At 58.0% G+C, this 25,258-nt stretch carries 17 protein-coding genes, 2 tRNA genes, 3 rRNA genes and 1 pseudogene; 7 read left to right on the forward strand and 16 right to left on the reverse strand.

Going from position 1 to position 25,258, the window contains the following annotated elements; genetic code table 11:
* Nucleotides 1-76 precede the first annotated feature (76 nt).
* A pseudogene (locus J3P95_RS21225) lies at nt 77-901 on the reverse strand (PAS domain-containing protein); the annotation flags it as partial.
* 173 nt (nt 902-1,074) lie between these two features.
* On the opposite strand from J3P95_RS21225, the gene J3P95_RS21230 reads away from it, so the two are divergent.
* The 3 genes from J3P95_RS21230 (at nt 1,075) to J3P95_RS21240 (ending at nt 4,468) form a co-directional block, all read left to right on the forward strand.
* Nucleotides 1,075-2,493, forward strand: a complete 1,419-nt coding sequence (locus tag J3P95_RS21230) for a short-chain fatty acid transporter (protein WP_434579779.1) — start codon at nt 1,075-1,077, stop codon at nt 2,491-2,493.
* Nucleotides 2,494-2,605: 112 nt separating this feature from the next.
* Nucleotides 2,606-3,766 (forward strand): hypothetical protein, encoded by a 1,161-nt coding sequence (locus J3P95_RS21235; RefSeq protein ID WP_434579777.1) that lies wholly within the window; start codon nt 2,606-2,608, stop codon nt 3,764-3,766.
* A gap of 174 nt (nt 3,767-3,940) precedes the next feature.
* Nucleotides 3,941-4,468: a lysine methyltransferase gene (locus J3P95_RS21240; RefSeq protein ID WP_434579775.1), complete on the forward strand. Its 528-nt coding sequence runs from the start codon at nt 3,941-3,943 to the stop codon at nt 4,466-4,468.
* A 10-nt stretch (nt 4,469-4,478) separates the two neighbouring features.
* Here J3P95_RS21240 and can read toward each other — a convergent pair whose 3' ends face one another.
* A complete protein-coding gene (gene can / locus J3P95_RS21245; RefSeq protein WP_434579773.1) occupies nt 4,479-5,123 on the reverse strand; it encodes a carbonate dehydratase in 645 nt (214 codons plus the stop codon).
* A 133-nt stretch (nt 5,124-5,256) separates the two neighbouring features.
* On the opposite strand from can, the gene J3P95_RS21250 reads away from it, so the two are divergent.
* A complete protein-coding gene (locus J3P95_RS21250) occupies nt 5,257-5,673 on the forward strand; it encodes a serine kinase/phosphatase (RefSeq protein WP_434558637.1) in 417 nt (138 codons plus the stop codon).
* A 63-nt stretch (nt 5,674-5,736) separates the two neighbouring features.
* Here the strand turns inward: J3P95_RS21250 and rimI are convergent, their stop codons facing one another.
* A complete protein-coding gene (rimI, locus tag J3P95_RS21255; RefSeq protein ID WP_434579770.1) occupies nt 5,737-6,189 on the reverse strand; it encodes a ribosomal protein S18-alanine N-acetyltransferase in 453 nt (150 codons plus the stop codon).
* A complete protein-coding gene (locus tag J3P95_RS21260; protein ID WP_434581159.1) occupies nt 6,182-6,922 on the reverse strand; it encodes an energy transducer TonB in 741 nt (246 codons plus the stop codon). The genes rimI and J3P95_RS21260 overlap by 8 nt, the downstream gene beginning before the upstream one ends.
* A 221-nt stretch (nt 6,923-7,143) precedes the next feature.
* Here J3P95_RS21260 and mksB point away from each other — a divergent pair, with 221 nt between their 5' ends.
* From mksB to mksF, 3 genes are read left to right on the forward strand one after another with little or no spacing between them, the layout of a single operon-like run.
* The gene (gene mksB / locus J3P95_RS21265) at nt 7,144-8,424 is read left to right on the forward strand and encodes an Mks condensin complex protein MksB (RefSeq protein ID WP_434558640.1); all 1,281 of its coding nucleotides are present in this window, start codon (nt 7,144-7,146) and stop codon (nt 8,422-8,424) included.
* Nucleotides 8,414-9,115, forward strand: a complete 702-nt coding sequence (mksE, locus tag J3P95_RS21270) for an Mks condensin complex protein MksE (protein ID WP_434579768.1) — start codon at nt 8,414-8,416, stop codon at nt 9,113-9,115. Before mksB ends, mksE begins: the two co-directional genes overlap by 11 nt.
* Nucleotides 9,112-11,952, forward strand: coding sequence for an Mks condensin complex protein MksF (mksF, locus tag J3P95_RS21275; RefSeq protein ID WP_434579766.1), 2,841 nt, complete (start codon nt 9,112-9,114; stop codon nt 11,950-11,952). Before mksE ends, mksF begins: the two co-directional genes overlap by 4 nt.
* A gap of 99 nt (nt 11,953-12,051) precedes the next feature.
* On the opposite strand, the gene J3P95_RS21280 is transcribed toward mksF, so the two are convergent.
* The 12 genes from J3P95_RS21280 to ilvC all read right to left on the reverse strand — a co-directional run bounded on the left by J3P95_RS21280 (nt 12,052) and on the right by ilvC (nt 25,255).
* The gene (locus J3P95_RS21280; RefSeq protein WP_434558642.1) at nt 12,052-14,355 is read right to left on the reverse strand and encodes an MlaD family protein; all 2,304 of its coding nucleotides are present in this window, start codon (nt 14,353-14,355) and stop codon (nt 12,052-12,054) included.
* The gene (locus J3P95_RS21285; protein WP_434558643.1) at nt 14,348-14,971 is read right to left on the reverse strand and encodes a paraquat-inducible protein A; all 624 of its coding nucleotides are present in this window, start codon (nt 14,969-14,971) and stop codon (nt 14,348-14,350) included. The genes J3P95_RS21280 and J3P95_RS21285 overlap by 8 nt, the downstream gene beginning before the upstream one ends.
* Nucleotides 14,958-15,617: a paraquat-inducible protein A gene (locus J3P95_RS21290; RefSeq protein WP_434579763.1), complete on the reverse strand. Its 660-nt coding sequence runs from the start codon at nt 15,615-15,617 to the stop codon at nt 14,958-14,960. The genes J3P95_RS21285 and J3P95_RS21290 overlap by 14 nt, the downstream gene beginning before the upstream one ends.
* Before the next feature lie 148 nt (nt 15,618-15,765).
* Nucleotides 15,766-15,881 (reverse strand): 5S ribosomal RNA (gene rrf / locus J3P95_RS21295).
* 160 nt (nt 15,882-16,041) lie between these two features.
* A 23S ribosomal RNA gene (locus tag J3P95_RS21300) occupies nt 16,042-18,933 on the reverse strand.
* Between the two features lie 242 nt (nt 18,934-19,175).
* A tRNA-Ala gene (locus J3P95_RS21305) sits at nt 19,176-19,251 on the reverse strand.
* 10 nt (nt 19,252-19,261) lie between these two features.
* Nucleotides 19,262-19,338, reverse strand: a tRNA-Ile gene (locus tag J3P95_RS21310).
* 123 nt (nt 19,339-19,461) lie between these two features.
* A 16S ribosomal RNA gene (locus J3P95_RS21315) occupies nt 19,462-20,998 on the reverse strand.
* Together the 16S, 23S and 5S rRNA genes with 2 tRNA genes alongside form the textbook arrangement of a ribosomal RNA operon.
* Before the next feature lie 539 nt (nt 20,999-21,537).
* On the reverse strand, nt 21,538-22,161 hold the full coding sequence (gene msrQ, locus J3P95_RS21320) for a protein-methionine-sulfoxide reductase heme-binding subunit MsrQ (RefSeq protein ID WP_434579761.1): 624 nt from the start codon (nt 22,159-22,161) through the stop codon (nt 21,538-21,540).
* A complete protein-coding gene (msrP, locus tag J3P95_RS21325) occupies nt 22,161-23,174 on the reverse strand; it encodes a protein-methionine-sulfoxide reductase catalytic subunit MsrP (RefSeq protein ID WP_186613153.1) in 1,014 nt (337 codons plus the stop codon). The genes msrQ and msrP overlap by 1 nt, the downstream gene beginning before the upstream one ends.
* A gap of 74 nt (nt 23,175-23,248) precedes the next feature.
* Nucleotides 23,249-24,094, reverse strand: coding sequence for a CDP-diacylglycerol--serine O-phosphatidyltransferase (gene pssA / locus J3P95_RS21330; RefSeq protein ID WP_186613151.1), 846 nt, complete (start codon nt 24,092-24,094; stop codon nt 23,249-23,251).
* Nucleotides 24,095-24,238: 144 nt separating this feature from the next.
* Complete coding sequence (gene ilvC / locus J3P95_RS21335; RefSeq protein WP_003185459.1) at nt 24,239-25,255, reverse strand: ketol-acid reductoisomerase; 1,017 nt, start codon at nt 25,253-25,255, stop codon at nt 24,239-24,241.
* Between the last annotated feature and the right edge of the window lie 3 nt (nt 25,256-25,258).

A 25,258-nucleotide genomic window follows, 5' to 3' on the forward strand; every position in this document is an offset into this window, starting at 1 on the left:
CGCGCTGGGCACAATTGTCAGTTTGCAGCGAGGTGCTGTAAGCGATGTTTGCCGCTTCGGCGACGGCTTTCTCTTGATTGACCTGATCGGTGATGTTGGTGGCGAACTTGACTACTTTATAAAGCCGATCGTTGGCATCGACCACCGGGTTGTAGGAGGCTTCCAACCATACTTCGCGGCCGTTGGCGTCGATACGCTTGAAGCGGCCGGCCACGAACTCACCGCTGTTCAGACGTTTCCAGAACTGTTGGTAGGTCGCGCTGTTGTACTCCTCAGGTTCACAGAACGTGCGGTGGTGCTTGCCCTTGATTTGCGCAAGGCTGTAACCCATGGCGTTGAGGAAGCGATCATTGGCCGTCAGTACATGGCCGCCCAGATCGAACTCGATCACCGCCGTTGAGCGCACCAGCGCGCCGATGAGGTTTTCGTGTTCGCGGGAATTCTCGATGGTTCGCGTCAGATCGTTGGAGTACATCGAGAAATAACGAATTCGCCCCTCGGCGTTGCGTACCGGCTGGAGGATCGAGCGCAACCAGGCCTCCTTGCCGTCGCCTCGCGTCAGGCGCACTGCGCCCGAGAAGTGCTCGCCACGGGTCAGCGCGGTCTTGAAGCGAATCTGGAATTCATTGGACTTCAGGTAAGCCGGTACCAAGTCCTCGACAGACCGGCCAATCAAGTCTTGGCTCTTGTAGCGCATGTCGTCGAGGAAGTTCTGATTGACTGACTGTATCCGCCCTTCGGCATCAAGGGTTAGGCCGAGCATTTCACGATCCAGGCTCTCTTTCACTTGCATGAGACTGGAGAGTTCTTGGCGAAGAGCGAGCAGCTCCTGCTTCAGGCGATTGTTGAACATGGAGATGCTCCGACAGACAGGAGAATTTTTTATGTATCCCTTTGCCATCGGCCCGGAAAAATCTTTCTAAAGAGTGCCACCTGTCGGTCTGAAAAATAATCAGCTCGCCCTCGAACGCCAACCAGCCTTCCACGGTCATTGGATTGTTCTACTGTTGGCACCTGACCGCAGATGCTTCGTCGCTCCAGATACCCATAACCATAAAAACCGAGGTAATTGCCGTGACCACTGACATTGAAGACAGCCGTTCCGCCCGCTTCGCGCTGCGCTGTTCGAGTTTTGCCGAGCGCTGGTTTCCCGACTCCTGGGTCTTCGCCGCGTTGGCGGTGCTGGTGGTCGCGGTGGCGACGCTGTTCATTGGCGCCAAGCCCACCGCGGCAGCCATGGCTTTCGGCGACGGGTTCTGGAGCCTGATCCCCTTCACCATGCAAATGGCCTTCGTGGTGATTGGCGGCTACGTCGTCGCCAGCTCGCCACCGGCCGTCAAGCTGATCGACCGCCTGGCGCGTATCCCCAAAAACGGCCGCAGTGCCGTGGCCTGGGTAGCACTGATCTCCATGGTCGCGTCGCTGCTCAACTGGGGCCTGTCGCTGGTATTCGGCGGTTTGCTGGTGCGGGCCCTGGCCCGGCGCACAGATCTGAAGATGGACTATCGCGCCGCCGGGGCGGCCGCCTATCTGGGCCTGGGCGCGGTCTGGGCGCTGGGGTTGTCGTCGTCGGCCGCGCAACTGCAGGCCAACCCGGCGAGCCTGCCGCCCTCGATCCTGTCGATCACCGGCGTCATTCCTTTCACCCAGACGATTTTTCTCTGGCAATCCGGGGTAATGCTGCTGGCGCTGATCGTGATTTCGTTGATCGTTGCCTACGCCACGGCTCCCGGCCCGAACAGCGCCCGTGACGCCGCCGCCTGCGGAATCGACCCGAGTTTCAGCATGCCCGCGTTACAGCCTCGCACGCGTCCAGGGGAATGGCTCGAACACAGCCCATTGCTGACCATTGCCCTGGTGCTGCTGGCCGCCGGCTGGCTGTTCCACGAGTTTTCGACCAAGCCTGCGATCAGCGCCATCTCCGGGCTCAACACTTATAACTTCCTGTTCATCATGCTCGGTGCCATGCTTCACTGGCGACCACGGAGCTTTCTCGATGCGGTGGCCCGCGCAGTGCCAACCACCACAGGCGTGTTGATTCAGTTTCCGCTGTACGGCTCGATCGCCGCGCTGCTGACTACGGTCAAGGGCAGCGATGCCCAGACGCTCGCCCACCACATTTCGACCTTTTTCGTACAGATCGCGTCCCATGACACCTACGCCTTGCTGATGGGCGTCTATTCCGCCGTGCTGGGCTTTTTCATTCCTTCCGGCGGCGGCAAGTGGATCATCGAGGCGCCCTACGTCATGCAGGTGGCCAACGATCTCAACTACCATCTGGGCTGGGCCGTGCAGATCTACAACGCCGCCGAAGCCTTGCCGAACCTGATCAATCCCTTCTACATGCTGCCGCTGTTAGGCGTGCTGGGATTGAAGGCACGGGATCTGATCGGTTTTTCCTTTGTGCAACTGCTCGTGCACACACCGCTGGTGTTGGCGTTACTGTGGGCCTTGGGCACCACGCTGACCTATCTGCCGCCGGTGATGCCATAAAGCCATAAAAAAGGGCCGAAATTTCCTTCGGCCCACTTCTTCTTCGGCTCGGTCTGTTTCAGTATGGATACACCCTGTTTCGAGGGGTCCACACGCTGAAAAGGATCTGAGCATGTTCAAACTCGCAGTACTTCCGCTTGCCGTACTGGCCTTGAGCGCCACCGCCCAAGCCGCTGATATCGACGTAAACCTGGGCAGCACCGAGCGCGTCACTCGTCTCTTCGCTTATCCCAACAACTGCAACGTCATTTGCTTTCGCAACTGGACACTGGAGCAGACCGTCGAGCATTACCTGACGCAAAGCGTGCAGCGCGATGGCTACGACGCGGCCAAGGTCAGCGTCAAACGCGACAACGACACGGTGTATGCCAGCATCAGCGGCGTGCCTAAGAGCTATGGTCAACCTTTGACTGCGCTGCTCAAGGCCGGCGACCTTGCTTATGACGGTGCCACGAAACTCAACAACGATAAGAAATGGGCCTACAACTGGTACTTGTTCCTGCCGTTGGGCATGGCCCTGGAAAACCGCAAGAGCGTCGAGTTGCTGCACTTCCCGCCGGACTATTCGCTGACCCAGGCCCAGGATTACCTGGAGTCTGCCACCACCGATCGCTGGGCCACGCTGCTGACCGTCAACGGTATTGCTGCTGACGAGACCCCCGCGTACCAGACCATCATCGACATCGCGCCCATCGCGGCGCCGTCCAATGCCGGCAGCACGCTTGCAGGGCTCTACAGTTATTTCAACGATTACCAGACCACTATGGTCACGCAGGTCACCCAAACCGCAAGCGGCGCCGCGTTGCCAATGGTGGCCTTCGGCGCGCCCGTTCGAGACTGGATCAAGACGCAATATGGCCAAACGGTGAGCGTGCTCGGCCTGGCGACCATTACACCGACCGCCGGGGTCAAGGTTCCAGTCCTAGGCTCCAACCATCCCAGCTATATCTGGTATGCCGCCGATCCTGAGAGCTATGACGGTGACCAAGCCAAGGCAGATGCCGCAGGCCTGAAAGTCATGGGCCAGGACCTGACTGCTGCTTGCTGGCAAGCCGGGATGGGCAGTAAACCGAACACTGATCCTACCCAGCAGCTGAGTCAATGCACGCAGACGTGGCAGGTGACGCAGAAAGAGCAGACCTGTGAATTGTTCTACACCTCGATTCGCAAACTGTCCCCGGATGACGCAGCGAAAAAGTGCGAAACGCCGCCGATCAAGTCCGAACTGCAACAGCTGAAAGTGCCCATGCCGTTGCCTGCCGAAGCGGTGTAAACCTGATAGGCCTTCCCGTGTAAGCCTGCGCTCACACGGGAAAACACCTTTGACGCCTGTCAGAGTCGACAGTAGATACGCTACTGGGATTGGAGGAAGCTATCAGGCTTTCCAACGACCGCTGGCAGGACGCCAGCTCTGGACGTCGAGTGTTTAGCACCGACAGGGACTGTCATGACCAAGTTGACTGCTGGTGGCGCCAGCCCGCAGAACCGGGACTGCCTCTACCCGGAAACACAACTCAGCACCCGCCTGGGTTATCCCTCTGCGCGCGATTTTGACGTGCATCGGACGAAAGACGGACGCGGCAATGGGATCGTCGCCCGCAAGCAGTTCACCCCCATGACGCGAATGTGCAGGGTTTCAGGGCTGCTGGTGAGCCGCCCACGCCTGCATACCCTGCAGCTCCTGCCGAATGTGCATATGTACGACCCCTATTTCGCCGGATTGCTGCTGCATTCATGCAACCCGAATGTCTTCCTGGACATGAGCGAACTGTGGTTGTGGTCCCTGACCGAGATCCGCGAAGGCGACCGCCTGACGATGGACTATGCCAGTACCGAACAGAAGCTGTATCGGCAGTTCGCTTGCCGGTGTGGTTCGTCCAACTGTCACGGCTGGATCACCGGCTATGACGAACCGCCCAACGAGCAGGGAATGGAGTTCCTGCGGCACTGGCGTCGTCGCTGTCATCGCAACTGAGGCGCTGGGCTCAGGGCGCGTCTGCCGGGCGCAACCGATACTGCGGCGGCAATTGCTCGAAGCCACTGATCGTGGTGTCCAGGCTCTTCCAGCGTCCATCCTTGATGCCGTAGATGCAGCCATGAATCGACAGTTTCTGCCCACGGTGCCAGGCGTTCTGCACGATGCTGGTGTGACCGACGTTGGCCACCTGCTGGATCACGTTGAGCTCGCACAAGCGGTCTACGCGCTCTTCTTCGGTTGGCAACTTGGCCAATGCGTCGCGATGTTCGTAATACAGGTCGCGAATCGAGCGCAGCCAGCCGTCGATCAGTCCCAACTGGCGGTCCTGCATCGAGGCACGCACGCCGCCGCAGCCGTAATGGCCGGTGACCAGGATATGTTTGACCTTGAGCACATCCACCGCGTACTGAATGACCGAAAGGCAGTTCAAGTCAGTGTGCAGCACCACGTTGGCGACGTTGCGGTGCACGAACAGATCGCCCGGCAACATGCCGACGATCTCGTTGGCCGGCACCCGCGCATCGGAACAGCCAATCCACAAATACTCAGGGGTCTGCTGACGAGCCAGCTTGGCGAAGAAGTCAGGATCCTCCTGCTTGATCGCATCGGCCCAACGCGCGTTGTTATCAATCAGATCTTGTAATTCATTCATGCTGTCCAGCCTCGATAGAGAGTGCGCAACTGTGACAGACGACCGTCGGTCGAGGTCACGTTGGCGATGCATTGGAATTCCTGGCCCCGCTGCCGGTCGACTCTTAGTAAGGCCCACAGTATGAGGAATTGCCATGAATGATTCACGACGTCCCTTCGATGCGACGCAACCGGAGCCCATCGATGACAATGAAGATCGCATGGGCTCGATGCATGAGTTGGACTTCGACGATGAACCCGGCGCGAAAATCGGCGACGAATTGCCAGCGGACGAACGTGAGCAATTGATGCCGGAAGAACGCGTCCGTGAAGCGGGCTTGACCGGTGCCTCGATGGATGACCGCCAGCCGACCGAGGATGATATGAGCCCCGAAACGCTGATCCGCGACGACGGCTCTCGGGACGCCCATGAAGCCGGCGACGGCGAGCAAGCCGATTGGGATCTGAGCATCGTCGACGAAGACGATATAGGCGGCGGCGATGGCTTGGACGAAGCGGAAATGGCCGATATCGATCCGTTGGATGGAAGCCGTGATCGGGGCCGGTCCTGATTGAGCGTTGTTGCTATCGCGAGTTCGCTCGCGATAGCAACAGTCCAATCAACGAGAAAACATTCAGTCGACCAAGGTGCAGGCCATGACCACCGCATCCTCGCGGCCTCCCACCGCCGGATAGTAGTCACGCCGCCGTCCGATCTCATTGAAGCCATAACGTTCGTACAACCGGAACGCGGTGCGATTGCTGTGGCGCACTTCCAGGAAGCATTCACGAGCCTTAGCCTTGTAGGCAATCGACATCAGATGCTCCAACAGCCGCAAGCCCAGCCCGCGGCCCTGGTTTTCCGGCTTGACGGTGATGTTGAGCAGATGGGCTTCATCCAGAATGATCTGCACTACGCCATGGCCCACTTGCTGCTGGCCTTCGAACATCAGCCAGATCTGGTATTTACCCAATCCATCGAGAAATATCCCCCGAGTCCACGGGTGGCTGTAGGCTGCGTATTCGATCTTCAGCACAGCGTCGAGGTCCGCCTCGGTCATCGGGCGGAACGATACAGCGTCACTCATTCGATTCTTTCCAGCGCGCCATCAGCCGGCGCATGGCTTGCCAGACATCAGCCTTGCGCTGTGGCGTTTCCATTAACAGTTCCAGCCCGGGCAATGCCCAGGCCGAGCCCAGGCCTTCGACCTGCAACTCACGATTGAACGCCTCGGCATCCGCCTCGCCAGCAAACTTCACCGCCGGCAGGCCAACCAACCAGAGGCATACGCAAGGCTCGTCTTCGAGACGCGCCGAAACGAACCCCTGGACGAAATCCCGGGCGGCCTCAGGCCCTTGGTCCATCGTGCCGCGTGACAACAGCGGCCAGCGCACCGGCTCGCCGATAATTTGCGGGCTGTCCGGCAGGCCGGCGGCGCGGAGCATGTCCTTGAGCAGCAAGTACGCTGGGTCGCGGCTCTGGAAGGGATCGCCTGTGGGTAATTCCACCAGCAACAGGCAACGCCCGGCACGCAGCAGTTGCAGGGCAAAACGCGGAGGGGCGACGTAAGGTGCCTTGGGCGGCGCCTCGACAATCTCTTCCGCCGGCTTGGCATTGGTGCGGGTCGAAGCCAGGCTCGGGCGCGGGACTTCGACCTTCGGCCGCTCGACGGCGGGCGCCACCGGTTGCACAGCGGTCTTGGCGACCGGCATCACCTGCACCGGCTCGATCTCCACCGGCTCAGGCGCTTCCAGCAGCTCGGGCCGCGACGGGGCGGCGAACGGCAATTCGGTACGCGGCAGCCAATTGACCACCTGCATGGCGGTCAGATAGGCGCGGCGGCGGGACTCGATAAGCAAGGGTCGGCCACTTGTGGATAACTGAAAGTGAGGGGGATTCTACCGCCCTTCGGCGCGGATCGCTGCCCCGTTGGCTTCATTAGTTGATCAATACGCAACGACAGTCCGTCTCAGGGGTGAATCGCAACCGGTCCGATGCAGTACAATCGCGGCTTTTAATTGCCAACCCGACGGCCACTGCGATGATCGAACCCAAGCGCGTCTTGCGCGCCCTCGCTGAACACTGGGCATTGCTGGAACCTTTGTGCGAGCACTTCGACCAGGGCACCCTGAGCCTCAACGAATTGCGTTCACAACTGGCCGCCCAACAACTGGACAGCACGCCACAGGACATCACCCATCTGCTGGACGTGTGGATCCGCCTGGACATTCTCGTGCCGGTGGCAAAAAGCCCGAACCGTTTCGAGCTCAACGCGCAGATCCATGATTTCCTCGCCTACCTGCGCCGCGAACATCGCCTGGGCTTGTGCCTGGAAATCGAAGCCTACCTGCGCCACCTTGAGCGCCTGGCCGGGTACATCCAGGACGCCTTCGACGTGCGCGACGGCAACGACCTGGCCCGCCAGTTGCGGCTGCTGGACATGCGCGTGCGCGACGTGCTCAAGAAGCTCGCCAACGATGAACAGGCCTTGGTAGCCGTTGCCGAACGGGCCAAGACCAGCGACCGGCAGATCCCGCTGCGCCAGCGCTACGCTGAAGTGCTGGCGACCTGGGACGAATACGTCGAGCCGATGATCCAGTTGGTAAACGCCGACGGCGCGTTCGAGCAAGGCGTGCGCAAGGTCGAGAACGTGCTGTTGCGCATGCTCACCGAACAGCAGCGCCTCGGACACCTGGTCGACGACGACATGCTGCTGCGCACCCATGCGCGCATCCTCGAGATGCAGACCAGCGCCCAGCTGACCCTGCGCCACGCCCGCGAACTGCTCCTGCCGCTGCGTGAAGAAGCCCGCCGGCATAACGCCGTGACCCGAGGCGCTGCCCTGGCCCTGGCGGCCATCCGCCGCAAGGGTATCGATGCCGTGCCGCAAGCTGCCATGCCGCTGTTCACCCGGCCGCAAAGCACCTTCCTGGGCAGCGCCAGCCAGGTCGAAGCCTACGTCTATGCCCTGGCCCGTTTCGAACCGAAACCGGCGCGCTTCCCCAAGTCCCACAAGACCCACAAGGGCGGCGAGGCACCACGCGCGCCGCGCACCGTGCGCGAGATGGTCGAGCGTTGCGAAGACGCCCTGCCGATGCCGGACTTGATGAGCTGGCTGCTGGAGCAGGAACCGGACGGCGCCACCGACGAATTGCTCTACTGGTTCTCGCGCCTGTCGCGGGAAAAACGCTTCAAGCGCGAGCGTCTGGAACGCCGCGATTACCACACCCATGAGCATCAGGTCAGCCTGCGCTCCTTCGCCCTGCTCTCGGCCGGCGACACCGCCGCCGAGGATTCTGCGAGCATCCCCCATGCATCTTGATCTATCCGAACTGTCCCAGCTGGCGCCGATCTTCCGCGAGCTGTTCAAGGGCTATCACGTTAGCCGCCGCGACCCGGAGCTGTACGCACAACTGTCGAACTTCCAGGACCAGTACCGCACGCTGTTCAAGGCCCTGGGCTTCGAGCTGGTGTGTGACACTCGCGGCTTCTACTACTTCGTGCCGGACCTGGCCGCCGCCGCGGTGAACAAGACCGCCCAGCGCCTGGCCCTGTTCACCTTCATCCTCGTCGAGCACCTGGCCGACCAGGGCCGCGACCCGATCGCCGTGCTCGACGGTGGCAGCCTCGGCCGCGACGAGTTGCCGTCGTTGCTGGAAAAATACCGCGACCTGTTCATCCAGGCCGAAGTACAGACCCAGGAAGAGCTGGAAGAAAAAATCATGCGCCGCATGACCCAACTGGGTTTTGCCAGCGAAGAAAACGGCGTGTACCGCTTCCTGCCACCGATGCACCGCTTCCTCGACGTCTGCCTGTCGGTCCAGCAGGACCGCGACCTGGCCGCCAGCCTGCACAGCGTGCTGCCGTTGCCAGCGCCAGTACTGATCGACGAAGAGAGCGACGAAAAACTGCTGCAGACCGACGACCCGCTGGACCTCAGTGAATTCGACGGTGAAAGCGAAGAAGACGCACTGGCCCGCGCCATTGCCGAAGAACAGGAGACCGACGCATGAGCAAGGAACGCTACGGCATCCGCCGCTTTGCCCTTTTGAACACCGCCGGCTACAGCCTCGGCCTGTTCCCGCTGGAGGAACCACTGTCGGTGTACGGCGCGAACAACCTGGGTAAATCCGCCTCGATCAACGCCCTGCAATTCCCGATCCTGGCGCGCATGTCGGACATGAGCTTCGGCAAGTACAGCCTGGAGCAATCCCGGCGTTTCTACTTTGCCTCGGACACCAGCTACATCCTCGTGGAAGTCGCCCTGCCCCACGGCCCGCACGTGATTGGCGTGGTCGGACGCGGCCCGGGCGGCGGCTTCGGCCATCAGTTCTTTGCCTACGCCGGCAAACTGGACCTGGCCCACTATCAGAAAGACGACACCTGCCTGCGCCAGAAAGAACTGTTCACCAACCTGGAGCGCGAAGGCCTGAAGGCCTACGAACTCAAGCCGGATGAACTGCGCCGTCTGCTGGTGGGTGGTCACACATCGATCCCCCTCGACCTGACGCTGATCCCGCTGCGCTCCACCAGCGAGCAAAGCCTCAAGACCTTCCGCGCGCTGTTTATCAACCTGCTGCACATGCGCGAAATCACCGCGGCCAAGCTCAAGCAACTGTTCCTTGATGCTTTCGAGCACAGCCTGCGTTCCGGCAGCGTGGACTACATCGCCGCGTGCGAAGAAGCCTTCCGCGACGTACGACGCATGGAACAGGACTACAACTCCCTGGTGGCCGCCGGCCCGTTGGTGGAAGCATTGGCCAATGGCGTGGCCCAGCGCGATATCCTGCGGGGCAAGTTGCATCGCCTCTCGCCGTTGCTCGACTCGCTGCTGGGCACTTGGTCGGATTACGCCAGTGCGCGCAAGGAAGAGCTGACCATCCAGGCCGAACATTACCGCAACGAGCAGGATTCGCTGCAGAACGACCAACGCGGCGGCACTCAAGAGCTGATGCGCCTGGAACGGGAAATCAGCGGTATCCAGCGTTGGCTCGGCGAGCTGTCGGTGCTCAAGAACCGTTTCGCCTTGGTGGATGACGTCAAAATCCTGGAACAGCAATTGCTCGCCGCCAAGGATGCCCATGATGAATTGGCCGGTGCCCTGGCCCAGTCCCGGCAGTTCAGCGCCGAAGACTTGGAGGAGCGCCTGCGAGACCTGGAAAAACGCCTGAAGTCGGTCAAGCAGCAACTCGACCACGCCGACAACAACAGCTACGCCCGCCTGCGCGAGGAATTCTCGCAGCAGGATGTCGAACGCCTGATGCGCCTGTTCAATAGCGCCCTGTTCAGCCTGCCGCTGGGCGAGCACGGCATTGCGTTGGACGAGAATGGCGAGTGGGTCAAATCCATGGAGCTGATCCTCGACGGCTTCAAGGGTGAGCGCTTCGAAGTGCCGGGGCTGTCCATCGACCTGTCCCACATCGAGCCGCCGGCGCTGCAAGCCCTGGCCGACCGTGCCGCGCTGCGTGATCAGAAAGAGCGCTTGGAAAAAGAGCTCAAGCAGCTCAAGACCCAGCAAGCCGTGGCCGCCGACCGCGCCGCGAGCAAGACCCAGACCGAGGCACTGTACCAGCAGGTCCTCGACGCGCAGAAAGCCTTGGAAGACTTCCGCCGCAGCCAGACCTTGAGCGCCGAGGAAGGCGAGAAGCTTGAGCAACTGGCGCAGATGGAAGCCGCCCAGGACGAACTCAAGCGCTCCAGCGATGCCTTCACTGAGCGCGTCCAGCAACTGTCCGCCAAATTGCAACTCGTGGGCCGGCAGATCGCTGACATGGAAGCCAAGCAGCGCACCCTCGACGATGCCTTGCGCCGTCGTCAGTTGCTGCCGGCGGACCTGCCGTTCGGCACGCCGTTCATGGATCCGGTCGATGATTCCATGGACAACCTGCTGCCGCTGCTCAATGACTATCAGGACAGCTGGCAAGGCCTGCAACGGGTCGATGGCCAGATCGAAGCGTTGTATGCCCAGGTGCGCCTCAGGGGCGTGGCCAAGTTCGACAGCGAAGACGACATGGAGCGGCGCCTGCAACTGTTGATCAACGCCTATGCCCACCGCACCGATGAAGCCCTGACCTTGGGCAAGGCCCGCCGTGCAGCGGTCACCGACATCGCCCGGACCCTGCGCAACATTCGCAGCGACTACGACAGCCTCGAACACCAACTGGCGCTGTTCAACCGCGAGATCAACAAGCGCCAGGTGTCCAACCTGCAGAGCTTCCGTATCGTCCTGGCACCGAACAAGGAAGCGCTCAAGCACATCGACCAGATCATCCACAGCGCCGGCCAGTACGAAGAAGGCGAGACGTTGTCGGTGTTCGACCTCAGCCAGAGCGCCGAGCAAGACAACAAGAACGAAGAAGCCAAGGAATACCTGGCGCGGCTGGTGGCGGCGAACCACAACCAGCTCGGCCTGAAGGATCTTTTCGAGCTGGCGTTCGAGATCACCAAGGTCAACGGCCAGCCGGTCATTCACACCGACATCGACGGCGCGGCGTCCAACGGCACCACCATGACCATCAAGGCGCTGACCAACATGTACTTGTTGCTGCACCTGATGGACCGCGAACAGGCCGGCCGCGTGCGCCTGCCGTACTACCTGGACGAAGCGGCAGACATCGACGAGAAGAACCAGGCGGCGCTGCTGGAAACCAGCCTGCAACTGGGCTTCGTGCCGATCCTGGCGAGTGTGAAGCCGCAAGTCTGCGCCAGTGTCGCCATCGACCTGGAAGGCGGCAGCGGCCCGAACGGCATCTACATCGACGAGGCGGACTGGAAGTACATTCGTCGTCACGATGCGGTGAAAGCCACGGTGAACGTACAGGCCGATGAGCCGGAGTTGGACCCTGTTTGAGGTAAATAGCCGGAAATGAAAAAGGCCGCGATCCTGATGGATCGCGGCCTTTTTTATGGTCAGGTGAAACCTTGGGCGAGGGAGCTATGCCCAATAATCTTATTGGCTGATTTTGATCTTCGGCGCCCAGGTCAGCCATTCATCCTCAAATTGATCGAACAGCGCAAACGTCTGCTGCGGTCGTGCCGGGCTGCCCATCCGCTCGCCATCCGGCGTGGCAAAAGCGATACCGCCCTGAATCAGCGTTTCCAGCGACTCGGTTCGCACCGTCGCGCCTTTGAACAGGCCAAAATCCAGGCCGAACCCACTGGTATTCCAGAACCGCGTACCACTGCGCACCAACGGCGCGTACTTGGGCTCGATCAGGATATGGATCAATACCCGGTCTGCCGTTTGCCCCAGCTCGTAGCCCGTGACCTTGCCCACGGCAATCTCACGGTAAGTTACCGGAACGCCGACCTTCAGCGAACCGCGGCGGGCCGCGCTCAGTACCAGGCTCAACCCAGCCTCGGGAACCGCGCTTTCCGGCGGTTCGGCAAGGGCCACGAAGTTTTTCTGCGGCCCCAGGTTCTTTACCGCAGGCTGCACCTCGATGTACTGGCCGGTCACCAGGGTTTCCAGGTTGGATGTTTTCATCAAGCCCAGCTCAGGCTTGACCACCCAGAACAGTGAACCGACACGGGCAATACGCTCCGGCACTTCGGTGATACGCGCAGTAACCAAAACCGACTGCATATCGGCGCTGAGATCGACGTCCTCGATCTTGCCTACGTCCAGCCCTTTGAAACGGATCGGCGTACCGCTGCGCAAACCGTCGGCACGATCAACCTTGATCGTCACCAGCGTCCCTTTCTGCTGCGCGGCTTCGCGATCCTCGTGCAAACGGAACCGTGGGATACGCCGTTTCAACGGTACGTTCGGCTCCGGCGTTTCGAAGGCAATCCCCCCGGCCATCAGGCTTTGCAGAGATTCGCTCTTGACCTGGATGCCACCGGTCAAACCGCCCGTGAGCGTCACGCCGCTTGCGTTCCAGAACCGCGTCGAGCCGTTTACCAGCCCTTCGTATTCCTTCTCGATGTGCACACCGATGATCAGTTGCTTCTTCTTGCGGGAAAACTGGTAGCTCTGAACTGATCCGACTTTGACTTGCTTGTAGAGGATCGGACTGCCGACCTCCAGCGAACCGAGGTTTTCAGTCAACAGGACCAGGTGCAGACCGGGCGAGCGCAGATCCAGCGGTGGCGCCTTCGCCCGGGCTTCGAACTCGCGCTGCGGCGCGCCGCCCTTGTCGCCCGGGCGCACGGCAATGTAGTTGCCCTTGACCAGTGCTTCGAGGCCAGTGATACCCGCCAGGGAAATCGACGGCTTGACCACCCAGAACTGGGCGCCGGCCACCAGGTAATCTTCGGCCAACGGATCGAGAGTCAGCTCGGCGCTGGCGCTGGACAGGTCCGGGTCGACTTTCAAGGCTTTCAAGCTGCCGACCTGGATGCCCTTGTACATCACCGGCGTACGACCGGCCTGCAATCCGTCGAAGTCGCTGAGCTTGACCTTGACGCGAAGCCCGGCAGCCGCAGCGTCGAAATCCTCATACAGGCGGAACGGCAGGCTTGGGTCCGTAGGCGGACTGTCCTTGCGGTTTTCTGGCGTGGCAAACGCAATACCGCCCGCGACGATACTCGCCAGGGACTCGCTGCGTACTTTGACGCCTGAGAGGTTGGCATCGATGCTGATACCGCTGGCATTCCAGAACCGCGTGTGTTTGCGGACCAGGCTGGCGTAGGTGGGCTCAATGAAGACCTTGATCTCCACCGTGCGTTGATCCTCGGACAACAGGTAGCTTTTCACTTGGCCCACCTGGATCTGCTTATAGAACACCGGGCTGCCACGGTTCAGCGATCCCAATCGGTCCGCCTTGATCGTCAAGTGCAGGCCCGGTTTAGCATCCGACAGGGGCGGCTCCTCGGCCAATGCCTTGAATTTACGGGTCGACTCGCCCTCCCCTGGGCTAATGGCAACGTAGTTACCTGAAACCAGCGTTTCCAGACCGGTGATCCCCGCCAGCGTCACGCTCGGCTTGACCAGCCAGAAACGCGTTCCGGTCTTGAGGTATTGCTCGACGTCCTTGTTCATTTCGATGGTTGCGATGACGCCCTTGGAGCTCCCTTCATCGTCGAGCGTGAGGGCTTTTACCTTGCCGACCGTCATGCCTTTGTAGACGACCTCAGTCTTGCTCACCTGAATGCCTTCGCCACTTTCAAAACGCACGGTGATCTCGATTCCGGTCTCGTTATAAGCCCGCCAACCAAGCCATCCGCCGATGATCAAGGCAATCAGCGGCAGTACCCAGATTGCCGACCAGTTTGAAGCTGGCCGGGTTTTAGCAGTAGGCAAATCAGTCATGGTCGTCATCCGACTCCGTGTTATCCCAAATCAGTCGGGGATCGAAGGTTACTGCGGCAATCATTGTCAAAATCACTACGCTGGCAAAGGCGATGGCGCCGAGACCGGCTTCGACACTGGCGAGCCGCCCGAAATTCACCACCGCCACCAAGATGGCGATTACGAAAATATCCAGCATCGACCAGCGGCCGATGAACTCGATGAAGCGGTACATGAGGATGCGTTGTCGCGCGGACATGGGTTGGTGCCGTTGCACGGAAAACAACAACAAGGCGATGCCCACCAACTTGAAGGTCGGCACAAGGATACTGGCGATGAACACCACTGCTGCGATGGGAATCATGCCGTGCTGAACCAACTCGATCACGCCGGCCATGATGGTGCTTGGCGCTCCCTGACCGAGCGAGTTGATCGTCATGATTGGCAGCATATTGGCAGGAATGTAGAGAATCGCCGCCGTGATCAACAATGCCCAGGTCCGCATGAGACTGTTGGGGCGACGGGGGTGGATTCGTGCGCCGCAACGGGTACAGGCCTGCTTGCCAGCGTCTGCGTCCTGTCGATTCAATTCATGGCATTCGGTACAGACCAGGATGCCCGCATCAATCGCTCGCATGGGCGTCTTCTCCTGATAACGCCTGCCATACCTGATGGGGTGACATCACCACTTCCAGCCAGACCTGAACCAGCAACAAACTGACAAAGCACACCAGGCCCAGCCCCACGGTAACCGCCGCCATGTCTGCGAGCTTGACGATAGCAACCAGCACGCCCATGAGATAAACCTCGAGCATCCCCCAGTCCCTTAAATGATGATAAATGCGATACAACAGCAGGCCGTAGCTTCGTCCGATATTCCAGCGAATAGTCAGCAACACAATCAATTGGCAAAGCAACTTGAGCAGTGGAATAGCCATGCTGCACAGGAACACCACCACGGACACGCCTTGCATACCGGTATCAAACAAACCGACCACGCCGCTCCAAACGGTGTCTTCAGAGGACTGCCCGAGCAGATTGAGCTGCATGATGGGTAAAAAGTTCGCTGGCACAAATAGCAGCAAAGCGGCGATCACCAGGGCCAGGCTACGCTCCACCACATTGTGCCGGTGAGCGTAGAGCTCGTATCCACACCGAGGGCATTCGGCTTTTTCGCCATAGGCCAGCCGAGGCTTGCGCATCAACAGGTCGCACTCATGACACGCCACCAGATCGCTCAGGGGTAGATCTGACAACCTATCAATGTCTGACGGATCGGGCATAAAGCGCTCTGGCTCAACTAAGTTGGGGCTATTCTAGTGCTCCAGCTCCAAAATAACTGTGCAAATTTATCATGAGTGTTAGCAGCTTTTTATAGCGGGCAAAACAAAACCCCTACCTGCATCAGCAGATAGGGGTTTCGGAATTTAATCTTGACGATGACCTACTCTCACATGGGGAAACCCCACACTACCATCGGCGATGCATCGTTTCACTGCTGAGTTCGGGATGGGATCAGGTGGTTCCAATGCTCTATGGTCGTCAAGAAATTCGGGTACCGAGTCGTGGCCGGCTGGCCTCGCTTCAGCAAATTGGGTATGTGATAGCTTCGGTGTTTTGTGAGATTCGAACTTTCGGTTCGTTTCGTCTTCACACACCGCAATCTGGCGCCCTGCGAGCAGGATCAGCAAATTGCTTGGGTGTTATATGGTCAAGCCTCACGGGCAATTAGTACAGGTTAGCTCAACGCCTCACAGCGCTTACACACCCTGCCTATCAACGTCGTAGTCTTCGACGGCCCTTCAGGGGACTCAAGGTCCCAGTGAGATCTCATCTTGAGGCAAGTTTCCCGCTTAGATGCTTTCAGCGGTTATCTTTCCCGAACATAGCTACCCGGCAATGCCACTGGCGTGACAACCGGAACACCAGAGGTTCGTCCACTCCGGTCCTCTCGTACTAGGAGCAGCCCCTCTCAAATCTCAAACGTCCACGGCAGATAGGGACCGAACTGTCTCACGACGTTCTAAACCCAGCTCGCGTACCACTTTAAATGGCGAACAGCCATACCCTTGGGACCGGCTTCAGCCCCAGGATGTGATGAGCCGACATCGAGGTGCCAAACACCGCCGTCGATATGAACTCTTGGGCGGTATCAGCCTGTTATCCCCGGAGTACCTTTTATCCGTTGAGCGATGGCCCTTCCATACAGAACCACCGGATCACTAAGACCTACTTTCGTACCTGCTCGACGTGTCTGTCTCGCAGTCAAGCGCGCTTTTGCCTTTATACTCTACGACCGATTTCCGACCGGTCTGAGCGCACCTTCGTACTCCTCCGTTACTCTTTAGGAGGAGACCGCCCCAGTCAAACTACCCACCATACACTGTCCTCGATCCGGATAACGGACCTGAGTTAGAACCTCAAAGTTGCCAGGGTGGTATTTCAAGGTTGGCTCCACGCGAACTGGCGTCCACGCTTCAAAGCCTCCCACCTATCCTACACAAGCAAATTCAAAGTCCAGTGCAAAGCTATAGTAAAGGTTCACGGGGTCTTTCCGTCTAGCCGCGGATACACTGCATCTTCACAGCGATTTCAATTTCACTGAGTCTCGGGTGGAGACAGCGCCGCCATCGTTACGCCATTCGTGCAGGTCGGAACTTACCCGACAAGGAATTTCGCTACCTTAGGACCGTTATAGTTACGGCCGCCGTTTACCGGGGCTTCGATCAAGAGCTTCGCGTTAGCTAACCCCATCAATTAACCTTCCGGCACCGGGCAGGCGTCACACCCTATACGTCCACTTTCGTGTTTGCAGAGTGCTGTGTTTTTAATAAACAGTCGCAGCGGCCTGGTATCTTCGACCGGCGTGGGCTTACGCAGCAAGTGCTTGACCCTCACCGGCGCACCTTCTCCCGAAGTTACGGTGCCATTTTGCCTAGTTCCTTCACCCGAGTTCTCTCAAGCGCCTTGGTATTCTCTACCCAACCACCTGTGTCGGTTTGGGGTACGGTTCCTGGTTACCTGAAGCTTAGAAGCTTTTCTTGGAAGCATGGCATCAACCACTTCGTCACCCAAAGGGTAACTCGTCATCAGCTCTCGGCCTTAAGATCCCGGATTTACCTAAGATCTCAGCCTACCACCTTAAACTTGGACAACCAACGCCAAGCTGGCCTAGCCTTCTCCGTCCCTCCATCGCAATAACCAGAAGTACAGGAATATTAACCTGTTTTCCATCGACTACGCTTTTCAGCCTCGCCTTAGGGACCGACTAACCCTGCGTCGATTAACGTTGCGCAGGAAACCTTGGTCTTTCGGCGTGGGTGTTTTTCACACCCATTGTCGTTACTCATGTCAGCATTCGCACTTCTGATACCTCCAGCAAGCTTCTCAACTCACCTTCACAGGCTTACAGAACGCTCCTCTACCGCATCACTTACGTGATACCCGTAGCTTCGGTGTATGGTTTGAGCCCCGTTACATCTTCCGCGCAGGCCGACTCGACTAGTGAGCTATTACGCTTTCTTTAAAGGGTGGCTGCTTCTAAGCCAACCTCCTAGCTGTCTAAGCCTTCCCACATCGTTTCCCACTTAACCATAACTTTGGGACCTTAGCTGACGGTCTGGGTTGTTTCCCTTTTCACGACGGACGTTAGCACCCGCCGTGTGTCTCCCATGCTCGGCACTTGTAGGTATTCGGAGTTTGCATCGGTTTGGTAAGTCGGGATGACCCCCTAGCCGAAACAGTGCTCTACCCCCTACAGTGATACATGAGGCGCTACCTAAATAGCTTTCGAGGAGAACCAGCTATCTCCGAGCTTGATTAGCCTTTCACTCCGATCCACAGGTCATCCGCTAACTTTTCAACGGTAGTCGGTTCGGTCCTCCAGTTAGTGTTACCCAACCTTCAACCTGCCCATGGATAGATCGCCCGGTTTCGGGTCTATTCCCAGCGACTAGACGCCCTATTAAGACTCGCTTTCGCTACGCCTCCCCTATTCGGTTAAGCTCGCCACTGAAAATAAGTCGCTGACCCATTATACAAAAGGTACGCAGTCACCCAACAAAGTGGGCTCCCACTGCTTGTACGCATACGGTTTCAGGATCTATTTCACTCCCCTCTCCGGGGTTCTTTTCGCCTTTCCCTCACGGTACTAGTTCACTATCGGTCAGTCAGTAGTATTTAGCCTTGGAGGATGGTCCCCCCATATTCAGACAAAGTTTCTCGTGCTCCGTCCTACTCGATTTCACTTCTAAGATCCTTTCGCGTACAGGGCTATCACCCACTATGGCCGCACTTTCCAGAGCGTTCCGCTAAAATCAAAGAAGCTTAAGGGCTAGTCCCCGTTCGCTCGCCACTACTAAGGGAATCTCGGTTGATTTCTTTTCCTCAGGGTACTTAGATGTTTCAGTTCCCCTGGTTCGCCTCTTGCACCTATGTATTCAGTACAAGATAACCATCTTATGATGGCTGGGTTCCCCCATTCAGACATCTCCGGATCACAGTCTGTTTGCCGACTCCCCGAAGCTTTTCGCAGGCTACCACGTCTTTCATCGCCTCTGACTGCCAAGGCATCCACCGTATGCGCTTCTTCACTTGACCATATAACCCCAAGCAATCTGGTTATACTGTGAAGACGACATTCGCCGAAAATTCGAATTCCTCAACTAAGAGAACTCACAAATTTTACCTTAGCCTGATCCGTTACCAGTGAAAGTAACGTCCAGTCTATCTTTCTATCACATACCCAAATTTTTAAAGAACGATCTAATCAAAAGACTAGAAATCAACATTCACCATCACGTCGATGGAATGCTCATTTCTAAGCTTTCAGAAGCAGTTTATGGTGGAGCCAAGCGGGATCGAACCGCTGACCTCCTGCGTGCAAGGCAGGCGCTCTCCCAGCTGAGCTATGGCCCCATTACAAAATTGGTGGGTCTGGGCAGATTCGAACTGCCGACCTCACCCTTATCAGGGGTGCGCTCTAACCAACTGAGCTACAGACCCAATTTCGAGCTTGTAACTGTTAGCTGTGAGCTATCAGCTTGGAGCTTAAAGCTGCTTCTATCGTCTTCTTCAATGAATCAAGCAATTCGTGTGGGAGCTCATGGAGCAGCTGCGGTCGTCGATTAAGGAGGTGATCCAGCCGCAGGTTCCCCTACGGCTACCTTGTTACGACTTCACCCCAGTCATGAATCACACCGTGGTAACCGTCCTCCCGAAGGTTAGACTAGCTACTTCTGGTGCAACCCACTCCCATGGTGTGACGGGCGGTGTGTACAAGGCCCGGGAACGTATTCACCGCGACATTCTGATTCGCGATTACTAGCGATTCCGACTTCACGCAGTCGAGTTGCAGACTGCGATCCGGACTACGATCGGTTTTGTGGGATTAGCTCCACCTCGCGGCTTGGCAACCCTCTGTACCGACCATTGTAGCACGTGTGTAGCCCAGGCCGTAAGGGCCATGATGACTTGACGTCATCCCCACCTTCCTCCGGTTTGTCACCGGCAGTCTCCTTAGAGTGCCCACCATAACGTGCTGGTAACTAAGGACAAGGGTTGCGCTCGTTACGGGACTTAACCCAACATCTCACGACACGAGCTGACGACAGCCATGCAGCACCTGTCTCAATGTTCCCGAAGGCACCAATCCATCTCTGGAAAGTTCATTGGATGTCAAGGCCTGGTAAGGTTCTTCGCGTTGCTTCGAATTAAACCACATGCTCCACCGCTTGTGCGGGCCCCCGTCAATTCATTTGAGTTTTAACCTTGCGGCCGTACTCCCCAGGCGGTCAACTTAATGCGTTAGCTGCGCCACTAAGAGCTCAAGGCTCCCAACGGCTAGTTGACATCGTTTACGGCGTGGACTACCAGGGTATCTAATCCTGTTTGCTCCCCACGCTTTCGCACCTCAGTGTCAGTATCAGTCCAGGTGGTCGCCTTCGCCACTGGTGTTCCTTCCTATATCTACGCATTTCACCGCTACACAGGAAATTCCACCACCCTCTACCATACTCTAGCTCGACAGTTTTGAATGCAGTTCCCAGGTTGAGCCCGGGGATTTCACATCCAACTTAACGAACCACCTACGCGCGCTTTACGCCCAGTAATTCCGATTAACGCTTGCACCCTCTGTATTACCGCGGCTGCTGGCACAGAGTTAGCCGGTGCTTATTCTGTCGGTAACGTCAAGACACCAACGTATTAGGTTAATGCCCTTCCTCCCAACTTAAAGTGCTTTACAATCCGAAGACCTTCTTCACACACGCGGCATGGCTGGATCAGGCTTTCGCCCATTGTCCAATATTCCCCACTGCTGCCTCCCGTAGGAGTCTGGACCGTGTCTCAGTTCCAGTGTGACTGATCATCCTCTCAGACCAGTTACGGATCGTCGCCTTGGTGAGCCATTACCCCACCAACTAGCTAATCCGACCTAGGCTCATCTGATAGCGCAAGGCCCGAAGGTCCCCTGCTTTCTCCCGTAGGACGTATGCGGTATTAGCGTCCGTTTCCGAGCGTTATCCCCCACTACCAGGCAGATTCCTAGGCATTACTCACCCGTCCGCCGCTCTCAAGAGGTGCAAGCACCTCTCTACCGCTCGACTTGCATGTGTTAGGCCTGCCGCCAGCGTTCAATCTGAGCCATGATCAAACTCTTCAGTTCAAACATCTTTGGGTTTTGAGAAAACCCTAAACTTGGCTCAGCAATCGTTGGTTACATCTTTGATTTCTCGCGGAGTAACTTGTGATGCTGATAATCTGTTGACTAGCAGTCTGACTCCACAAGCACCCACACGAATTGCTTGATTCAGTTGTTAAAGAGCGGTTGGCTGAGTCTTTCGTCTCAACCGAGGCGCGCATTCTACAGCGCCTCGTGTATCTGTCAAGCGGTTATTTTTAGAAGTTTTCAAAGTTTCCTTATCAACTTCAACCACTTGCGCTTCCGATCTCTCGTTAGCGGGAGGCGAATTCTACAGCGTTAGTCGCTGCTGTCAACACCTCTTTTTCTCCGCTTTCGACCGAGAAGATCGAACCGCCGATAGAGCCAAACAACGCCGCTCTACCCGCTCCTTCCATGCCTCGATGAACTGAAGCACGCTCACATCGAAACCTACTTAACTCATTGAAACTCAAGGAGTTTTTCGTTTCGACTGCGCCGGAAGTGGGGCGAATTATAGACACCCAGGATTTGCCGTCAACCCTTTATTTCGCTTTTATTGCAGAAGGGACTTTCTTACCCAGCAAACGCGGGATCCGGCGCGTAACCGAAGGGAGCCTCAACACTAATAGCAAGGCTCCTATCAAGGCGTATATCGCCCACTCCTTGAGGTCCGCACGCACGATCCACAGCATATGCAGTAACCCAAGCCCTAGGATTGGATAAACCAGGCGATGCAATTTCTTCCAGCGGACACCCAGTCGCCGCTGGCTATAACGATTGGAGGTGACCGCCAACACCAGCAAACCGAGGAACCCAAGCGCCCCAACGATGATGTAAGGCCGCTTACTCAGTTCGACTCCCAACTGCGACCAATCGAAACCTAGTATGAACGCCGCATACCCGCTCAAATGCAGCACAACATAAGCGAAGCACCACAACCCCGACTGGCGTCTGACCGCGATCCACCCCGCCCACCCCGTCAACTTCTGCAACGGCGTCATGCTCAAGGTGACTAACAACAAAATCAGCGTCCCCAACCCGAGTCGATCCACCAGCACTTTGCCCGGGTCAGGACCCAACGCATTCATCAAGGCCTCGTAAAGCCAGAACAAAGGCCAGACCGCCACCGCGATGAAAACGCTGATTCGCCAGGCTGGAAAACGCATCAGTAGTCCTTCCTCAGATCCATCCCTGCATATAAAGAAGCGACTTCATCCTGATAGCCGTTGAACATCAACGTATCGCGGACATTGGGACGGAGCAGCCCGCTCGGCAGACGACGTTCGCGCGCCTGGGTCCAGCGCGGATGATCGACTGTTGGATTGACGTTGGCATAGAAGCCGTACTCGTCAGACGCAATGCTTTGCCACGTGGTCTTCGGCTGCTCGCTCACCAAACTGATGCGCACAATGGACTTCACGCTTTTGAAACCGTACTTCCATGGAACCACCAACCGCAGGGGCGCGCCGTTCTGGTTCGGCAACTCCCGCCCGTACATGCCAACCGCCAGGATAGCCAACGGGTTCATTGCCTCGTCCAATCGCAGGCCTTCTACGTATGGCCAGTCGATTAACGCGAAGCCTGAACGCTGCCCCGGCATGACCTTGGGGTCCTGCAAGGTTTCGAAGCGAATGTACTTGGCGCTGGATGTAGGCTCGACTTGCTTGAGCAATGCGGAGATGGGGAAGCCGACCCAAGGAATAACCATCGACCAGGCCTCGACACAGCGCAGTCGGTAAATCCGTTCCTCCAACTGATAAGGCTTCATGAAGTCTTCCAACCCATAGCGCCCCGGCTTGCTTACCTCACCGTCCACAACCACGCTCCAGGGCTCGGTTTGCAGCGATCCAGCATTGGCCGCCGGATCACCCTTATCGGTCCCGAACTCATAGAAATTGTTGTAGTGGGTGGCATCCTTGAACGGCGTGATCGGTTCATCCTTGACCGTCACAGCGCCCCATTGGGTAGAAGTAAGTTTCTCGGCTAACCAGGACGGCGCCTTGCCGGGCTCGACATCGGCATAACGCGCCGCATCGGCAGCGCTGGCCCACTGCGGCAAGCTGCTCACGGCGAGACCCGCCATGGTTGCACCGAGCATCTGGCGACGGGAAAGATAGATCGATTCAGGCGTGACGTCCGACTCGCGACAGTCGGACGACTTGGGGATCTTGATCAGCATGACGACTCCGCAGCGTTGGGGGCAGATGCACCAATAGACTGCGGAGTATGGGTGAAATTACATTAAGGCAACATTTAGCGTCGGCGAAGACGCAGCAAATATTGCACCGGGCCGGAAGCCGCATAGGCGAGGAATACCAACAACAAGATACGCGGTGGATCACTGAATACCACGGCAAAGACCAACACCACCGCCAGGATCGCCACGAACGGCACGCGCCCCTTGAGATCGAGCTCCTTGAAGCTGTTGTACTTGATGTTACTGACCATCAGCATCCCCGCCGCCGCGACCAATAAAGCCACCAGGAAGGACATCTTCGACCCCTGGATGCCAAAATCGCTGAATGCCCAGACCACCCCCGCCACGACACCCGCCGCCGCCGGACTGGCAAGACCAATGAAGTAACGCTTGTCGGCGGTGCCGACCTGGGTGTTGAAACGCGCCAGGCGCAGTGCAGCACCGGCGACATAGATGAAGGCAACCATCCAGCCGACCTTGCCCATGTCGCCCAGGGCCCAACCAAACGCCAGCAAGGCCGGGGCGACACCGAACGCAACCATGTCGGACAGCGAATCGTATTCGGCGCCAAATGCGCTCTGGGTGTTGGTCATGCGGGCCACGCGCCCGTCCAGGCCATCAAGCACCATGGCGACAAATATCGCAATGGCGGCGAACGCGAAGTAACGGCTCGCCCCTGCGCTGTCACCAGCGCTCAAGGCGGCCTGGGCGCTCATGGAACTGATGATGGAATAGAAACCGGCGAACAGGTTCGCGGTGGTGAACAGGTTCGGCAGCAGATAGATGCCACGATGCCGGACCTTACGGCCTTCAGCGTCATGGCCTTCTTCGACATGCTCGTCGATAGGCAACAGGCTTTCGGCGTCAGGAGCCTGGTTCGGCTCGTCGGGACGTTCGCTCATGGACAATACCTTACAACGGTGTGAAAAATTCGACAGGTGCCTGGGCCGACGGTTCGGCCGCAAACGATGCAGCTTTATACCAGAAGCCGATGCCCAAACGAAAAAACGCGGCCTGGGCCGCGTTTCTTCAAACAACCTCGCGACTCAGTTCTTGGCTTTGTCGACGATCTTGTTGGCACCGATCCACGGCATCATGGAGCGCAGTTGCTCACCAATGATTTCGATGCCGTGAGCGGCGTTGTTGCGACGCTTGGCGGTCATCGAAGGATAGCCGGTGGCGCCTTCGCTGATGAACATCTTGGCGTATTCGCCGTCCTGAATGCGTTTCAGGGCGTTGCGCATCGCCTGGCGGGACTCGGCGTTGATGACTTCCGGACCGGTCACGTACTCGCCGTATTCGGCGTTGTTGGAGATCGAGTAGTTCATGTTGGCGATACCGCCTTCGTACATGAGGTCGACGATGAGCTTCAGTTCGTGCAGGCACTCGAAGTAAGCCATTTCTGGCGCGTAGCCCGCTTCGACCAGGGTTTCGAAACCGGCCTTGACCAGCTCGACGGTACCACCGCACAGAACGGCTTGTTCGCCGAACAGGTCGGTTTCAGTCTCGTCTTTGAAAGTGGTTTCGATGATGCCGGTACGACCGCCACCGACACCGGCAGCGTAGGACAAGGCTACATTCTTGGCGTTGCCCGAGGCGTCCTGGTAGATCGCGATCAGGTCAGGGATACCGCCGCCCTTGACGAACTCGGAACGTACGGTGTGGCCCGGAGCTTTCGGCGCGATCATGATCACGTCGAGGTCGGCACGTGGCACGACTTGGTTGTAGTGGATCGCGAAGCCGTGGGAGAAGGCCAGGGTGGCGCCCTTCTTGATGTTCGGCTCGATTTCGTTCTTGTACAGGGCGGACTGGAACTCGTCCGGGGTCAGGATCATGACCAGGTCGGCAGCGGCAACGGCAGAGGCCACGTCGGTGACTTTCAGGCCATGGGCCTCGGCCTTGGCAACGGTGGCCGAGCCTTTACGCAGGCCGACAGTCACGTCAACGCCGGAATCCTTCAGGTTGCACGCCTGGGCGTGACCTTGGGAACCGTAGCCGATGATGGCGACTTTCTTGCCCTGGATGATCGACAGGTCGCAGTCTTTATCGTAGAAAACTTTCATGAA

This window comes from Pseudomonas sp. Z5-35 (genome assembly GCF_051131945.1).
In the GTDB taxonomy this organism is placed as follows: Bacteria; Pseudomonadota; Gammaproteobacteria; order Pseudomonadales; family Pseudomonadaceae; genus Aquipseudomonas; species Aquipseudomonas marvdashtae.

Coding starts and splice junctions, on each gene's coding strand:
- J3P95_RS21235 (WP_434579777.1), top strand. CDS start 2,606: ATGTTCAAACTCGCAGTACTTCCGCTTGCCGTACTGGCCTTGAGCGCC.
- J3P95_RS21240 (WP_434579775.1), top strand. CDS start 3,941: ATGACCAAGTTGACTGCTGGTGGCGCCAGCCCGCAGAACCGGGACTGC.
- can (WP_434579773.1), bottom strand. CDS start 5,123: ATGAATGAATTACAAGATCTGATTGATAACAACGCGCGTTGGGCCGAT.
- J3P95_RS21250 (WP_434558637.1), top strand. CDS start 5,257: ATGAATGATTCACGACGTCCCTTCGATGCGACGCAACCGGAGCCCATC.
- rimI (WP_434579770.1), bottom strand. CDS start 6,189: ATGAGTGACGCTGTATCGTTCCGCCCGATGACCGAGGCGGACCTCGAC.
- J3P95_RS21260 (WP_434581159.1), bottom strand. CDS start 6,922: ATGCAGGTGGTCAATTGGCTGCCGCGTACCGAATTGCCGTTCGCCGCC.
- mksB (WP_434558640.1), top strand. CDS start 7,144: ATGATCGAACCCAAGCGCGTCTTGCGCGCCCTCGCTGAACACTGGGCA.
- mksE (WP_434579768.1), top strand. CDS start 8,414: ATGCATCTTGATCTATCCGAACTGTCCCAGCTGGCGCCGATCTTCCGC.
- mksF (WP_434579766.1), top strand. CDS start 9,112: ATGAGCAAGGAACGCTACGGCATCCGCCGCTTTGCCCTTTTGAACACC.
- J3P95_RS21280 (WP_434558642.1), bottom strand. CDS start 14,355: ATGACTGATTTGCCTACTGCTAAAACCCGGCCAGCTTCAAACTGGTCG.
- J3P95_RS21285 (WP_434558643.1), bottom strand. CDS start 14,971: ATGCGAGCGATTGATGCGGGCATCCTGGTCTGTACCGAATGCCATGAA.
- J3P95_RS21290 (WP_434579763.1), bottom strand. CDS start 15,617: ATGCCCGATCCGTCAGACATTGATAGGTTGTCAGATCTACCCCTGAGC.
- msrQ (WP_434579761.1), bottom strand. CDS start 22,161: ATGCGTTTTCCAGCCTGGCGAATCAGCGTTTTCATCGCGGTGGCGGTC.
- msrP (WP_186613153.1), bottom strand. CDS start 23,174: ATGCTGATCAAGATCCCCAAGTCGTCCGACTGTCGCGAGTCGGACGTC.
- pssA (WP_186613151.1), bottom strand. CDS start 24,094: ATGAGCGAACGTCCCGACGAGCCGAACCAGGCTCCTGACGCCGAAAGC.
- ilvC (WP_003185459.1), bottom strand. CDS start 25,255: ATGAAAGTTTTCTACGATAAAGACTGCGACCTGTCGATCATCCAGGGC.